This window comes from Phycicoccus sp. Soil802 (assembly GCF_001429605.1).
Taxonomy (GTDB): Bacteria; Actinomycetota; Actinomycetes; order Actinomycetales; family Dermatophilaceae; genus Pedococcus.
Genome location: NZ_LMSS01000008.1, coordinates 1 through 13,847, shown reverse-complemented (window position 1 = coordinate 13,847; position 13,847 = coordinate 1). Strand labels below are relative to the sequence as shown.

The 13,847-nt window shown below is 72.4% G+C and carries 15 protein-coding genes and 1 pseudogene; 4 read left to right on the top strand and 12 right to left on the bottom strand.

The genetic code is table 11. The features are described from left to right. Nucleotides 1-130 precede the first annotated feature (130 nt). The 3 genes from ASG91_RS19360 to ASG91_RS19350 are packed head-to-tail and all read left to right on the top strand — an operon-like array spanning nucleotide 131 to nucleotide 3,117. Entirely contained in the window at nucleotides 131-1,276 is a 1,146-nt protein-coding gene (locus ASG91_RS19360; RefSeq protein WP_056924403.1) for an alanine racemase, read from the top strand. Then, nucleotides 1,273-2,574 (top strand): D-arabinono-1,4-lactone oxidase, encoded by a 1,302-nt coding sequence (locus ASG91_RS19355; RefSeq protein WP_056924300.1) that lies wholly within the window; start codon nucleotides 1,273-1,275, stop codon nucleotides 2,572-2,574. Before ASG91_RS19360 ends, ASG91_RS19355 begins: the two co-directional genes overlap by 4 nt. 33 nt (nucleotides 2,575-2,607) lie before the next feature. After that, nucleotides 2,608-3,117 carry a DinB family protein gene (locus ASG91_RS19350; RefSeq protein ID WP_056924299.1) on the top strand — a complete coding sequence of 170 codons (510 nt, stop codon included), beginning with the start codon at nucleotides 2,608-2,610 and terminating at the stop codon, nucleotides 3,115-3,117. Between the two features lie 6 nt (nucleotides 3,118-3,123). Here ASG91_RS19350 and rarD read toward each other — a convergent pair whose 3' ends face one another. The 10 genes from rarD to ASG91_RS19300 form a co-directional block, all read right to left on the bottom strand. Continuing rightward, entirely contained in the window at nucleotides 3,124-4,050 is a 927-nt protein-coding gene (rarD, locus tag ASG91_RS19345; RefSeq protein ID WP_056924298.1) for an EamA family transporter RarD, read from the bottom strand. Between the two features lie 24 nt (nucleotides 4,051-4,074). Continuing rightward, nucleotides 4,075-5,172 (bottom strand): 2-oxoacid:ferredoxin oxidoreductase subunit beta, encoded by a 1,098-nt coding sequence (locus ASG91_RS19340; protein WP_056924297.1) that lies wholly within the window; start codon nucleotides 5,170-5,172, stop codon nucleotides 4,075-4,077. After that, nucleotides 5,169-7,112, bottom strand: a complete 1,944-nt coding sequence (locus ASG91_RS19335) for a 2-oxoacid:acceptor oxidoreductase subunit alpha (RefSeq protein ID WP_056924296.1) — start codon at nucleotides 7,110-7,112, stop codon at nucleotides 5,169-5,171. Before ASG91_RS19335 ends, ASG91_RS19340 begins: the two co-directional genes overlap by 4 nt. A 207-nt stretch (nucleotides 7,113-7,319) precedes the next feature. Then, complete coding sequence (locus ASG91_RS19330) at nucleotides 7,320-7,568, bottom strand: SCO4226 family nickel-binding protein (protein ID WP_056924295.1); 249 nt, start codon at nucleotides 7,566-7,568, stop codon at nucleotides 7,320-7,322. Between the two features lie 66 nt (nucleotides 7,569-7,634). After that, a complete protein-coding gene (locus ASG91_RS19325) occupies nucleotides 7,635-8,372 on the bottom strand; it encodes an urease accessory protein UreD (RefSeq protein WP_162257559.1) in 738 nt (245 codons plus the stop codon). After that, nucleotides 8,356-9,105 carry an urease accessory protein UreG gene (gene ureG, locus ASG91_RS19320; protein ID WP_056924293.1) on the bottom strand — a complete coding sequence of 250 codons (750 nt, stop codon included), beginning with the start codon at nucleotides 9,103-9,105 and terminating at the stop codon, nucleotides 8,356-8,358. The genes ASG91_RS19325 and ureG overlap by 17 nt, the downstream gene beginning before the upstream one ends. Further along, nucleotides 9,098-9,766: an urease accessory protein UreF gene (locus ASG91_RS19315; RefSeq protein WP_235545795.1), complete on the bottom strand. Its 669-nt coding sequence runs from the start codon at nucleotides 9,764-9,766 to the stop codon at nucleotides 9,098-9,100. Before ASG91_RS19315 ends, ureG begins: the two co-directional genes overlap by 8 nt. A gap of 9 nt (nucleotides 9,767-9,775) precedes the next feature. Continuing rightward, nucleotides 9,776-11,485, bottom strand: coding sequence for an urease subunit alpha (locus ASG91_RS19310; protein ID WP_056924401.1), 1,710 nt, complete (start codon nucleotides 11,483-11,485; stop codon nucleotides 9,776-9,778). Next, a complete protein-coding gene (gene ureB / locus ASG91_RS19305; protein ID WP_056924292.1) occupies nucleotides 11,478-11,831 on the bottom strand; it encodes an urease subunit beta in 354 nt (117 codons plus the stop codon). Before ureB ends, ASG91_RS19310 begins: the two co-directional genes overlap by 8 nt. A gap of 32 nt (nucleotides 11,832-11,863) precedes the next feature. After that, nucleotides 11,864-12,166 carry an urease subunit gamma gene (locus ASG91_RS19300; RefSeq protein WP_056924291.1) on the bottom strand — a complete coding sequence of 101 codons (303 nt, stop codon included), beginning with the start codon at nucleotides 12,164-12,166 and terminating at the stop codon, nucleotides 11,864-11,866. Nucleotides 12,167-12,299: 133 nt separating this feature from the next. On the opposite strand from ASG91_RS19300, the gene ASG91_RS19295 reads away from it, so the two are divergent. Beyond that, entirely contained in the window at nucleotides 12,300-13,037 is a 738-nt protein-coding gene (locus ASG91_RS19295) for an alpha/beta fold hydrolase (protein WP_157606441.1), read from the top strand. Between the two features lie 33 nt (nucleotides 13,038-13,070). On the opposite strand, the gene ASG91_RS19290 is transcribed toward ASG91_RS19295, so the two are convergent. Further along, a complete protein-coding gene (locus ASG91_RS19290) occupies nucleotides 13,071-13,580 on the bottom strand; it encodes a putative immunity protein (protein ID WP_056924289.1) in 510 nt (169 codons plus the stop codon). 72 nt (nucleotides 13,581-13,652) lie between these two features. Further along, nucleotides 13,653-13,847 (bottom strand): annotated as a pseudogene (locus ASG91_RS20940) (HNH endonuclease); the annotation flags it as partial.

The window sequence follows — 13,847 nt, the reverse complement described above, 5'->3', positions numbered from 1 at the left end:
TCTCGGGTCGCGCTGCGCGGCGCGGGCAGCCTCCAACCTAGGAACCACACGTCCTGCTGACGACGGCTCTGAGGTGAACGTCGGGTGACTAGCGGTGAACACGGCGCACGGCATCGGTAGGGTCGGGCGGGTGACCCTCCACTGGGATCGTGCGACCGCCTCCGTTCAGCCCCCGCTCGCCGTCGTCGACCTCGACGCCTTCGACGCGAACGCCGCCGATCTCGTGCGGAGGGCGTCCGGCAAACCGATCAGGGTGGCCTCCAAGTCGGTGCGGTGCCGCACGCTCCTGGCGCGGGCCCTGTCCCGGCCGGGTTTCGCGGGCGTGATGGCGTATGCAGTGCCGGAGGCCCGCTGGCTCGTCGCCTCCGGTTTCGAGGACGTCTACGTGGCCTACCCCAGCGTCGACCGGGCCGCGCTCGCCGCCCTCGCCGCGGACGCGCACCAGGCGGCGCAGGTGACCCTGACCGTCGACTCGCTCGAGCACGTGGACTTCCTTGCCGCGCTGGACCGGCCGCACGGCCTGCGGGTCGCCCTCGACGTCGACGCCTCGCTGCGGCTGGGCCGGCTGCACCTGGGGGTCCGGCGCTCACCCCTGCGCGAGCCCGCTGACGCGGTCGCCCTCGCACGCGCCGCCTCGGCGGCGGGTCTGTCGGTGGTCGGCCTGATGTTCTACGACGCCCAGATCGCCGGCCTGCCCGACTCCTCGCCGGCCGTGCGGATGATGAAGAAGCGCTCCGCCGACTCCCTCGCCCGGCGCCGGGGCGAGGTGGTCGCGGCGGTCCGTGCGGTCGCCGACCTGGAGTTCGTCAACGGTGGGGGGACCGGCTCGCTGCACGTGACCGGTCCGGACCCGGCCGTGACCGAGCTCGCGGCCGGGTCCGGTCTCTACGGGCCGACACTCTTCGACGGCTATGACGACTTCACGCCGCAACCGGCGGCAGCCTTCGCGCTGCCGGTCGTGCGGCACCCCGGACCGGGCTTCGTCACGGCCTTCGGCGGTGGTTACGTCGCGTCGGGACCGCCCGGCTGGTCGCGGGTGCCTGCGCCGTTCGGCCGAGCCGAGGTGAAGCTGGTCAAGTCCGAGGGCGTGGGCGAGGTGCAGACCCCGTTGCAGGGCAACGGGGTCCGTGACCTGGGCCTGGGCGACAACGTGTGGTTCCGCTACGCCAAGGCGGGGGAGATGTGCGAGCGGTTCGACGTGCTTCACCTGGTGAGCGGGGACCACCTGGTCGAGACGGTGCCGACCTACCGGGGTGAGGGGAAGAACTTCGGATGACCGCGTGGACCAACTGGGCCGGCAACCAGACCAGCCATCCCGTGGAGGTGGCCAGCGCGCGCCGCCCCGACGAGGTCTCAGCGGCCATCCTGCGGGCGGGGGCCCGCGGCATCCCGGTCAAGGCGGTCGGGGCGGGGCACTCGTTCACGTCGATCGCGGCGACGGATGGGCTCCACCTGCGCCTCGACGAGCTGACCGGCATCACCCACGTCGACCGCCAACGCAGCCGGGTCCGGGTCCTGGCGGGCACCCCGCTGCACGTGCTGAACCCTGCCCTCCACGCCCTCGGCCTCGCCCTGCCCAACCTCGGCGACATCGACCGGCAGTCCCTGGCGGGGGCGATCTCGACCGGCACGCACGGCACCGGCATCCGGTTGCAGGGCATCGCTGCCGCGGTCTCTGGGCTGGTGCTCGCGCTCGCCGACGGCACCCTGCTGGAGTGCTCTGCCGACGTCGAGCCACGCGTCTTCCAGGCCGCCCGGGTGGGGCTCGGCGCCCTCGGCGTCATCACCGAGGTCGAGCTGCAGTGCGTGCCGGCCTTCCGGTTGCACGCCAAGGAGTTCAGCGCCGACCTGCACGAGGTGCTCGAGCGGGTCGAGGACGACGTCGAGGCGCACGACCACGTCGACATGCACTGGTTCCCACTCACCGACCGCGTCCTGGTGAAGCACAACGACCGCGTCGGCGACGACGACGGCGGTGCGCCCCTGCCGCGCTGGCGTGCGCTGCTCGACGACGAGCTGCTGTCGAACCGCCTCTTCGAGGTGACCAACCGGGCGGCGGCTGCCGCCCCGGCGATCGTGCCGCGGCTCAACACCATCAGCGCGCGGCTCCTGGGGGCCCGCGAGTACACCGACGACTCGTGGCGCGTCTTCGTCGCCGAGCGCAAGGTGCGCTTCCGCGAGAGCGAGTATGCCGTGCCCCGGGCCGCCGTGGCCGACGTCGTGTTGGAGGTGCGGAGCTGGCTGGAGCGGCACCGTGCGCCGCTGACCTTCCCACTCGAGCTGCGGTTCACGGGCGCTGATGACGTCTGGCTGTCCACGGCCTACGAGCGACAGAACGCCTACCTGGCGATCCACCAGTACCACCGGATGGACGACTACGGCGCGTTCGCGGCGTTCGAGTCGATCATGGCCGAGCACGCCGGGCGGCCGCACTGGGGCAAGCTGCACACCCTGGGTGCCGAGGAGCTGCACGAGCTCTACCCGCGGTTCGACGACTTCCTCGAGGTGCGCCACCAGCTCGACCCGGGACGCCGGTTCGCCAACGCCTACCTCGACCACGTCCTGGGGTCCTGACCCGGTGTCGTCGGCCGTCGCTAGCCTCGCGGCATGAGCGCTCCCACCCAGCCCACCCCCTACCTGGCCGACGAGAAGACGACCCTGCTCGCAGCCCTGCAGAGCCACCGCGACGTCATGGTCTGGAAGCTGGACGGGCTCTCCGACGAGGAGGTCCGCCGTCCGATGGTGCCCAGCGGCACCAACCTGGTCGGGCTGGTCAAGCACCTCGCGAACGCCGAGTACGGTTGGTTCTGCGAGTCGTTCGGCCGGCCCACCGAGCCGCTGACGGACATCTCGCAGGACCCCGAGGCCGACATGCGCGCGGCCGACGACGAGACGACCGACGACATCGTGGCGTTCTACCGCCGGGCCTGGGCAGCCGCGGACGCGGCGATCCTCGAGCTGCCGCTGGACGCGACCGGCACGGCATACACGGGGCGCACGGTCAGCCTGCGCTGGGTGCTGGTGCACATGATCGAGGACACCGTCCGGCACGCCGGCCACGCCGACATCCTGCGTGAGCTCATCGACGGCGGCACCGGCCACCACGTGCCCGGCTGACCGGCGTCAGGGCAGGACCGGATCCGGTTGCGGGTCCGGTCGGCCGCGACGCGGCAGGTTCCGGATCGAGTCGACGCTCAGCACCACCAGCGCGACCCAGACGATGCCGAAGCCGACCCACCGGCTGCGCGTCATGTGCTCGTCGAGCAGGAGCACTCCACACAGGAGCTGGAGCACCGGGGTGATGAACTGCAACAGGCCGACCGTGACCAGCGGCACCCGTCGGGCCGCGGCCGCGAAGAGCAGCAGCGGGGTGGCGGTCGCCACCCCGGCGGCCACGAGCAGCGTCGTGTGCCACCCGCCCTCGGTCGTGAAGGTGGTGTCGCCCCGGCTGGTCAGCACCACGAGCATGACGACCGCGATGGGCGCCAGCACGGCGGTCTCGGCGGACAGCGAGTGCATCGCCTCGAGCGAGGCGCCGACCTTCTTCTTCACCAGGCCATAGAGCCCGAACGACATCGCCAGGCTCAGGGCCACGACAGGGACGGACCCGGCGGCGAGGCCGAGGTAGATCCCGGCGAAGGCGCCGATGGCCACCGCGACCCACTGCAGGGGACGCAGCCGCTCGCGCAGCACGACGACCCCGAGGGCGACCGTGACGATGGGGTTGAGGAAGTAGCCGAGCGCCGCCTCGGTGGTGCGGCCTCCGAGCACCGCCGCGACGTAGATCACCCAGTTGGCGGCGATGAGCAGCGCAGCCGCCGTGACGCCGAGGCCGAGCCTCGGGCGCTGCCAGAGCTGGCGGGCCCAGGCGAGGTCGCGGCGCACGACCAGCACCAGGGCGCAGAGCAGCATGGTCCACAGGATCCGGTGCGCCAGGATCTCCCAGGCGCCGGCCGGCTTCAGCGCCGCGAAGTAGAGCGGGAAGGCCCCCCAGATCGCATAGGCGATGAACCCGTATGCCGCGCCGCGCCGTGCGTCGTCCGCCGGCACCTCAGGTGGTGGTGGGGTCGTGGGTCACGCCACGGTCCAGGTGTCGCGACCGTGGATCAGCGCGTCCAGGTCGGCGTCGGTGGGGCGACCGCCGGCGGTGTCGATGGCGGCGTCCACCTGAGCCCGCACCATGTCGTCATAGGTCGGCCGGGAGACGCTGCGGAAGATGCCCATCGGCACGTGCGTCATCTGCGGCGAGTCCAGCCGCGACAGCGCGAACGCCTGGGTCGGGTCGGCGGCACCGGCGTCGTGGACCACCACGTCGCGTCCCTCCGACTCGGCGTGCGGCACGAACTCCATGACGCCGCCCGCGCCGCGCACCAGCACCTGCCGGTCGCCCTCGGGCCCGACGGCCACCGGCTCGCCGTCGGCGAGGTGGACGATCCGCGCCTCCTGCTGGGTACGGTCCTTGATGAGGTCGAAGGCGCCGTCGTTGAAGATCGGGCAGTTCTGGTAGATCTCGACCAGCGACGTGCCGCGGTGCTCGGCGGCGGCGCGGAGGATCTCGGTGAGGTGCTTGCGGTCGGTGTCGGTCGTCCGGGCCACGAAGGTGGCCTCGGCCCCCAGCGCCAGGGACACCGGGTTGAACGGGTGGTCGACCGAGCCCATCGGGGTCGACTTGGTGACCTTGCCGACCTCCGACGTGGGCGAGTACTGGCCCTTGGTCAGCCCGTAGATCTGGTTGTTGAACAACAGGATCGTGAGGTTGACGTTGCGGCGCAGCGCGTGGATCAGGTGGTTGCCGCCGATCGACAGCGCGTCACCGTCACCGGTCACGACCCAGACCGACAGGTCGGGGCGGCTGGTGGCCAACCCGGTGGCGATTGCCGGCGCGCGCCCGTGGATCGAGTGCATGCCGTAGGTGTCGAGGTAGTAGGGGAACCGCGACGAGCAGCCGATCCCGGAGACGAACACGGTGTTCTCGCGCTTGAGGCCGAGCTCGGGCAGGAAGCCCTGCACGGCGGCGAGGATGGCGTAGTCGCCGCAGCCGGGGCACCAGCGCACCTCCTGGTCGGAGGTGAACTCCTTCTTGGTCTGGCGCGGGTCGTCCTCGGCGAGGTGCGGGACGCCGGCGGTGCCGCTGCGGACGCCGATGGACGGCATGCCTAGTTCGGTGGTCATGCGTGTCCTCCCTTGGCGGCCACGGTGTCGGTGGCCTTGCTGTCCGGAGCCAGGGTGTCGGCGCCGGAGGCGAGCGACACGATGGCGTCGGCGAGCTCGACCGTGGTGAAGGGCAGCCCGCGCACCTGGGTGAAGGAGTGCACGTCGACGAGGAACTTGGCGCGCAGCAGCATCGCGAGCTGGCCCATGTTCATCTCGGGGACGAGCACCTTGTCGTAGCGCCGCAGGACCTCGCCGGTGTTGGCGGGGAACGGGTTGAGGTGGCGCAGGTGAGCCCGGGCCACCTGCGCGCCGGTGTTGCGGACGCTGCGCGCGGCGGCGGCGATCGGTCCGTAGGTCGACCCCCAGCCGAGCACCAGCACGGTGGCCTCGCCGCTCGGGTCGTCGACCTCGAGGTCACCGATGGTGTCGGCGATCCGCTCGACCTTGGCCGCCCGGAGGCGGGTCATCAGGTCGTGGTTGTCGGGGTCGTAGGAGATGTTGCCGGTGACGTTGGCCTTCTCGATGCCACCGATGCGGTGCTCCAGCCCGGGCGTCCCCGGGATGGCCCACGGTCGGGCCAGGGTGGCCTCGTCGCGCAGGTACGGGTGGAAGACCGGCTCGCCCTTGTCGTCGGTGTCGTTGGGCTCGGTCGCGAACTCGACGGTGAGGTCGGGCAGCTCTGACACGGACGGGATCGACCACGGCTCCGAGCCGTTGGCGAGGTAGCCGTCGGAGAGCAGGAACACGGGGGTCCGGTAGGTCGTGGCGATCCGCACCGCCTCCAGCGCGGCGTCGAAGCAGTCGGCCGGCGATTGGGGCGCGATGATCGGCACCGGCGACTCGCCGTTGCGCCCGAACATCGCCTGCAGCAGGTCGGACTGCTCCGTCTTGGTCGGCAGGCCCGTCGAGGGGCCGCCGCGCTGCACGTCGACGATGACCAGCGGGAGCTCGAGCGAGACCCCGAGGCCGATCGTCTCGGACTTGAGCGCGACTCCGGGGCCGGAGGTCGTGGTCACCCCGATGGCGCCGCCGAACGACGCCCCCAGGGCCGCGCCGATGCCGGCGATCTCGTCCTCGGCCTGCAGGGTCGTCACGCCGTAGCGCTTGAGGCCCGAGAGGGTGTGGAGGATGTCGGAGGCGGGGGTGATCGGGTAGGAGCCGAGCACCAGCGGGATGCCCGCCCGGTGCGACGCCGTGACCAGGCCGAGGGCGAGCGCGGCGTTGCCGGTGATGTTGCGGTAGGTGCCGGGGGCCATCTTCGCGGGCGCGATCTCGTAGGAGACCGCGAAGTCCTCGGTCGTCTCGCCGTAGTTGAGGCCGGCCTTCAGCGCGGTGAGGTTCGCGGCGAGGATGTCGGGCTTGGAGCCGAACTTCTTCTCCAGGAACGACTCGGTGCCAGTGGTCGGGCGGTGGTACATCCACGACAGCAGCCCGAGCGCGAACATGTTCTTGGCGCGCTCCTTGTCCTTACGGGACAAGGTGTCGAAGGCGGCCAGGGCCTCGACGGTGATCGAGGTGAGCGCCACCGGGTGGACGTGCCAGGACTCGAGGCTGCCGTCGTCCAGGGGGTTGGCGTCGTAGCCCACCTTGGCGAGGTTGCGCTTCGAGAACTCGTCGGTGTTGGCGATGATCGTGGCGCCGCGCGGCAGGTCACGCAGGTTGGCCTTGAGGGCCGCGGGGTTCATCGCGACCAGCACGTCCGGCGCGTCACCGGGCGTCAGGACGTCGTGGTCCGCGAAGTGCAGCTGGAAGCTCGAGACACCGGGCAGGGTGCCCTGGGGCGCCCGGATCTCGGCCGGGAAGTTGGGCAGCGTCGAGAGGTCGTTGCCGAGGGCTGCGGTCTCCGACGTGAACCGGTCTCCGGTCAGCTGCATGCCGTCGCCCGAGTCGCCGGCGAACCGGATCACGACCCGATCGAGGCGTTGGACGCTCTTGCCGCTCGACTGTGTCTGCGTCACTGCGTGTTCCGCCACCTGTTCATCTGCTGTTTGTTGCGCGCCGCGCGCTTCCTGCGGGCGTTCTTCCATGGTAGGACGGCCGCCGCCGGGGCATGCGGGCAACCCGCATTTCGGACAGTCGGGCATGTCGTTAATGGGCGCGGCAGATCGAGCTCCGACAGGTCGAGCGGGCGGTGGGCGGCCGTCGGGCGGGGCAGCGCGGCCGGGTCAGGCCGTGACGGTGATCTCGTGGATCTCGTCGTAGGGGTGGCCGGCGCGCTCGTGGATGCGCTGGATGGCGTCCTTGTCCGGTCCCTCGGAGAGGCAGAAGACGTGTCCGCTCACCGGGTCGGCCCAAGCCTGCTTGAAGTCCACCGACTCCTCGTCCTGGATGGCGAGGTCGGCCCGGTGCGCCTCGAGCAGCGCCTCGGCGGTGACTCCCGGCATGTTGGTGTGGACATCCATGAACTGGCCCATGGTGGTTTCCCTTTCTCAGATGGTTGTCCTGCCAAACTACGCCTGGGCGGCCCAGCCGACACTCCGTCAAATTGGTGGTTGCCCCGGCTGGCCCGGGAGCTCGGCGTGCCAGGCGGCCCAGACCGTGGGCAGGCCGGAGGTGTGGGCCTCGTCGAGCAGCTCGCGGACGACGCTGCCCGGTTCATGCAGCCGGTATGCCGCGTGGCCGGCCACGGTGTCCGGCCGCCAGCCGAGCGCGGTGAGGGTGTCGACGACCCGCGCCGTCCCGAGGGCGCCCGGTCCCAGCCCCGCCCGCACCTCGAGGTGCTCCACGAGGGCCGGCCGACCGGCATGCCTCAGGGCGGTGTGGCAGTCGAGGCGACCGCCGTCCTGGCCGCTGCGGCCCAGGGCGACCCGGTCGCGAAGGAGCAGGCGGCCACCCTCGTCGACGTCGGCGCGCAGGTGTCGCGTGACGGCGGAGCCGTCGGCGACGACGAGGGGCTCGCCGGCCCAGGCGAGGGTGGCCCCCTCGTGCACCCGCAACGAGGCGTCGACCACGCAGCCGAGTCCGCGACCGTGGTAGGCCACGGTGCCCGCGACGTCGCGCAGGTCGAGGCGCATCCCGGGACCCACCTCGACCGCCAGCCGGAGGGTGTCGCCGCCGAGGAGGGTGGCGGTCGTGGCGAGGAGGGCGACCTCGGCGCCTGAGGCGTCGTGCCGGACCACCCGCGGGGTGACCAGGCCGGCGGCCAGCACGAGTCGGCTGCTTCTGCCCCCGGGCCAGAGCTCGACCCGGGCGGTGCGGACCTCAGTGTGCGTGGACACCGTCACCGCCGACGTGGCTGTGCGCGCCGCCATCGGCATGGCTGTGCGGGGCCATCGGGCCCGGGTCGACCGGCACGTGGTGGCCGCTGCGGTGGGCACCGAGCATCGCCAGCACCCACGCGCGCAGCTGGGCGACCGACGCTGGGTCGGTGCGCGACAGGCCGATGACGGGTCGTCCGTCGCGGGCCTCCCGACCCTGCACCTGCATGAGGTCCGCATCGACGCCCACGTGCGGCGCCAGGTCGGTCTTGTTGACGACCAGCAGGTCGGCGCGCGAGATGCCGGGACCGCCCTTGCGCACCACGTCACCGCCACCGGCCACGTCGAGGACGAAGACCTGGGCGTCGACCAACGCGGGGGAGAAGGTCGCGGTGAGGTTGTCGCCGCCCGACTCGACCAGCACCAGGTCGAGCGGTGCGAAGTCGGCCTCCAGGTCCTCCACGGCGAGGAGGTTGGCGGTCACGTCGTCGCGGATCGCGGTGTGCGGGCACGCGCCGGTCTCCACGGCACGGATCCGCTCGGGGTCGAGGACGCCGGCGGCGCGCAGCATCCGGGCGTCCTCGTCGGTGTAGATGTCGTTGGTTACGACCCCGAGCCGCAGCTCGTCGCCGAGCTCGCGACAGACCATGGCGATGAGCGAGGACTTGCCGGTGCCGACCGGCCCGGCGACGCCGAGCCGGAAGGCGCGCGTGGTGACGGGCGTGGTGCTGTCGGGCGTGGTGGTGTCAGGCACTGAACAACCTCCGTGGGTGGGTGGGGTGGGCGTGCTGCCACTGCTCCAGCAGCGGTGCGGACGGCGCCGGGATGCCGTCCGGCTCGGTCAGGTGCGCGACCGCCGCCACGACCTCCTCGATCCCCGGACCGGCGTGCAGCAGCCACTCGGTGGTCTCGACCGGATCGAGGGGGCACAGCTTGAGGGCGGCAGCGCAGAGGGACTGGACGTCGTCGTAGGCGACGAGGCGGGCGGTGCGGGCGCCGTCGAGACCGGCCGCGGCGGCCATCGCGCCGACCGCCACAGGCCGGGCCGGAGCCGGCATCGGCGCCAGGGCGGAGGCGGCCGCGCTGCCCGGCCACAGCCGTTGCGCCAACCGCCGCTGCCCGCGCCCCACGGCGATGGATGCCGCCCGCACCACCTCGCTGGGGGTGCGGGCGGCCCAGGCCAGCTGGAGGTCGTCGAGGGGGAGGCCGGCGAGGGTGCGGTGCCGGGCGACGACCGCGGTCGCCGCGTCGACCAGCACGACCGTCCGCAGCCGGGTGGCCACGAGGGCGGGCACGTCGCGCGGCTCGAGGCCACCGAGGAGGGCAGGCTCGAGCCCGGAGGACTGGGTGTGGCCGCCGACGGGCAGCCGGCCGTCCGCCAGCAGCATGGCGGCGAACTCGGGGTGGGGGAGCACGGGACCTCGTCAGAACAGCGAATAGCGTTGCGCGAGTGGGAGTTCCATGGCCGGGGACGGCTCGACGCGCTCGCCGTCGATGCTGATCGCGAACGACTCGGGGTCGACCTCGATCGTCGGCAGGGCGTCGTTGTTGACCATGTCGGCCTTGCTCACGTCCCGGGTCGGACGGACGCCGACGAGCGTGCGCCGCAGGCCGAGCCGGTCGGCGAGTCCGTCGTCGAGGGCGACCGGCGCCACGAAGGTCAGCGCGTGGTCGGCCCCCGCCCCGCCGTCGCCGACCAGCGCCGGGCGCATGAGCACCGGCTGCGGCGTGGGGATCGACGCGTTCGGGTCGCCGAGCGCGGCATACACGATCGCGCCCGCCTTGATCACGACGTCGGGGCGCCACCCGAAGAACTTGGGATGCCACAGCACGAGGTCGGCGAGCTTGCCCGCCTCGATCGAGCCGACCTCGTGGTCGATGCCGTGCGCGATGGCGGGGTTGATCGTGTACTTGGCGAGGTAGCGCCGAGCCCGCTCGTTGTCCGCGGGGAGACCGCCGCCCAGGGCGCCGAGCCGCGCCTTCATGACGTGGGCGACCTGCCAGGTGCGGGTGATCACCTCCCCGATGCGACCCATCGCCTGCGCGTCGCTGCTCGTCATCGAGAGGGCGCCGAGGTCGTGGAGGATGTCCTCGGCCGCGATGGTGGTGGCCCGGATCCGGCTCTCGGCGAAGGCCAGGTCCTCGGGGACCGCCGGGTTGAGGTGGTGGCAGACCATCAGCATGTCGAGGTGCTCGGCGACCGTGTTGACGGTGTGGGGGAGGGTCGGGTTCGTCGAGCCGGGCAGCACGTTGGGGTGTCCGGCGATGGTGATGATGTCGGGAGCGTGCCCGCCGCCGGCGCCCTCGGTGTGGAAGGCGTGGATGCTGCGCCCGCCGATCGCCCGCAAGGTCGAGTCGACGAACCCCGCCTCGTTGAGGCTGTCGCTGTGCAGCGCCACCTGCAGGCCGAACTCGTCGGCGGCGCGCAGGGCTGCGTCGATCGCGGCCGGGGTGCTGCCCCAGTCCTCGTGCACCTTGTATGCCGCCGCGCCGGCGAGCGCCTGCTCGCGCAGCCCCGCGGCGCTGACGGTGTTGCCCTTGCCCATGAGCAGGAGGTTGACCGGGAGGTGGTCGAGGCCTCGGAGCACCGACTGGAGGTGCCAGGGGCCAGGCGTGACGGTGGTCGCCTTGGACCCCTCGGAGGGGCCGGTGCCGCCGCCGCCCAGGGTGGTCAGCCCGGCCGCCAGGGCCTCGTGCACCTGGCTGGTGGAGAGGAAGTGCACGTGCAGGTCGACCCCGCCGGCGGTGAGGATGCGGCCCTCGCCGGAGATGACGTCGGTGCCGGGACCGATCTCGAGGTCGGGGTGCACGCCGTCCGCGATGTCGGGGTTGCCGCTGCGGCCGAGGGCCACGATCCGGCCCCCGCGGATGCCGACGTCGGCGCGCACGATGCCCCAGTGGTCGAGCACGATCGCGTTGGTGATGACCGTGTCGAGGGCGCCGTCGGCGCTGCTCCGGGTGCCCTGGGCCATCGACTCGCGGATCGACTTGCCACCGCCGAAGACGGGCTCCTCACCCCCGAAGGTCAGGTCGTCCTCGACCTCGATCCACAGGTCGGTGTCGCCGAGCCGGACCTGGTCGCCGGTCGTGGGGCCGTAGATCGCGGCGTAGCGCTCGCGGTCGAGGTCAGCCATCGAGGTCACCCTCGGTCGTCCGGCCGGTCGTGGCCGGCAGCTGGAGGCCGGGGATCCTCCGCCGCCCGCGGAACGCGACGGCGTCCACCTCGCGGCTCACCCCGGGCTCGAACCGCACCGACGTCCCGCTGGGGATGTCGAGCCGGAAGCCGTGCGCGGCGGTGCGGTCGAAGTCGAGGGCGGTGTTGCTGTCGGGCAGGTGCAGGTGGGAGCCGATCTGCACCGGGCGGTCGCCGGTGTTCACGATGACGAGGGTGAGCCGCTCGGCGTCGGTGCGGTCGGCGTTGATCGTGACGGTGCCGGGCCTCACCCGGATCGCCCCGGGGCCGGAGGTGGTGCTGCTCAACGGTTTTCCTCCTCTGTCGACGTCGTCTGCGCCTAGGCGATGGGGTGGTGGAGGGTGACGAGCTTGCGGCCGTCCGGGAAGGTCGCCTCGACCTGGACGTCGGCGATCATCTCGGGCACGCCGTCCATGACCTGGTCGCGGGTGAGAACGCTCCGGCCCTGCTCCATCAGGTCGGCCACGAGGGCGCCGTCTCGGGCTCGCTCGATGACCCAGGTCGAGAGGAGGGCGACCGACTCGGGGTGGTTGAGCCGGACGCCGCGCGACAGGCGGTCCCGGGCGACCATGCCGGCCACCGACAGCAGGAGCTTCTCGGTGTCCGCGGGGGACAGGTGCATCGCGGCCTCCTTGGCGTGACGTCGCCCGGCGGTCGGTTCGGTTGGACCGGCCACGTGGTCCGGTCGGGCAGGGTCAGTAGACCAAGGCAGTGTTTCGTGCGGGTTTCCTCCCCGCCAGCGCTAGCGTCGGGCCGTGCCGTCACACAGCATCCCCACTCCGGAGGCCGGCCCCGCGCCGGGCACTGTGGGCTCGTCGCGCGTCGTGATCCTCCCCAGCCCGTTGCTCGGGCCGGCCAGCTACCTGCCCCTGGCCGGGATCCTCAGGGAGCGCGGGCTCGCCACGGTGGTCGCGTCCCTGCCGGCCGGCGAGGTGATGCCCGGCGGGGTGCTCCACACCTTTGGTGCGGTCATCGACCACCACGCGGCGACGGTGCTCGTCGCGCACAGCAACGCCGGCTACTACGCGCCGGCCCTCGCCACCGCCCGTGACCTGCCGGTGGTCTTCATGGACGCCGCCCTGCCCGCTCCCGGTGTGGCCGAGACCCGACTGGCGCCCGCAGCCTTCGCGGAGTTCATCGAGACGCTGCCGCTGACCGACGGCCTGCTCCCGCCGTGGCCGTCGTGGTGGGACCGCGCGGACGTCGCGCCCCTCTTCCCGGACGACGACTGGCTCGACCGGGTGACCCGTGAGGCCCCCCGCCTTCCCCCGGAGTACTTCACGACGCCCCTCCCGGTGCCGCCCGGCTGGGAGGCGCGGCCGGCGGCATACCTCGGCTTCGGCGACACGTATGCCGCGGAGCTCACTCTCGCCGAAGGTCTCGGTTGGGTGGTGCGCCGCGACGCGGGCCACCACCTCGCGCACCTCGCCGAGCCTGACCGCGTCGCCGACCTCCTCCTGGCTCTCCTCGACGCCCTCGCGACGCCACGCTGAGGCGTGACCTGGTCCCAGCGGATCAATCGCTCGTCAGTCGTCGAAGACCGACCAGCAGATGGCGTTGCGGCGCACCTCGTCCTCCAGCACGAGCGCTCGAACCTCCTGGGGGAGCTGGTCGCGCTGCCAGTCGCGCTCCCGTCGTCCGGCGTCGGGATCCTGCGGGCTCGCTGCCTGCGCGGCCTTGATGGCGTAGGCCGCCGCCCCGAGGTCGTGCTCCGCCACGTGGCCGACGCAGGCGGCCTGGCCCGCGGCGTAGGCGGCGAACCGGGCCGGCCCGAGCAGGGGTCGCGCCGCACCCATCGCGTGCCCGCCCCGCGCTCTTGCGTCCATCATCGCCAGGTCGCCGCGGGCCCACGCGCGGGCCGCGTCGATCGCCGCTCGCGGACGGCCGTCCGTCGGCTCCTCCCGCTCGAACAGGTCCAGGACGTGCTCGGCACACGCGGCGGCCCACAGCGCGAGGAGGTGGTGGTCTGCATCCGTGAGCGTCCCGCCGCGACGCACCGTGACCAGGCGCGGGTCGCGGACTTCGGGAAGGATCATGCAACCAGCCTGCCAGCCCTCGATCCGGCAAGGTGCGATCTGGCTTCGAGTTCAGTCGGAGGACGCGCGGGGTCAGGCGGCTTGGTGGCCGTGGCGGTCCATCGGGTGGGTCGTGTGGGTGCGGCCGTCGGGGGCGGTCCAGGTGCAGATCCCGCGCTCGTCCATCTCGACCTGCCAGCCGGCGTGGTGTTTGAACCCGTGGTGGGTCGCGCACAGGGTCTGCAGGTTGGTGACGGTGGTCGGCCCGTCGGGATGTCGGACCACGTG

Coding starts and splice junctions, on each gene's coding strand:
- ASG91_RS19355 (WP_056924300.1), top strand. CDS start 1,273: ATGACCGCGTGGACCAACTGGGCCGGCAACCAGACCAGCCATCCCGTG.
- ASG91_RS19350 (WP_056924299.1), top strand. CDS start 2,608: ATGAGCGCTCCCACCCAGCCCACCCCCTACCTGGCCGACGAGAAGACG.
- ASG91_RS19340 (WP_056924297.1), bottom strand. CDS start 5,172: ATGACCACCGAACTAGGCATGCCGTCCATCGGCGTCCGCAGCGGCACC.
- ASG91_RS19330 (WP_056924295.1), bottom strand. CDS start 7,568: ATGGGCCAGTTCATGGATGTCCACACCAACATGCCGGGAGTCACCGCC.
- ASG91_RS19310 (WP_056924401.1), bottom strand. CDS start 11,485: ATGGCTGACCTCGACCGCGAGCGCTACGCCGCGATCTACGGCCCCACG.
- ASG91_RS19300 (WP_056924291.1), bottom strand. CDS start 12,166: ATGCACCTGTCCCCCGCGGACACCGAGAAGCTCCTGCTGTCGGTGGCC.
- ASG91_RS19290 (WP_056924289.1), bottom strand. CDS start 13,580: ATGATCCTTCCCGAAGTCCGCGACCCGCGCCTGGTCACGGTGCGTCGC.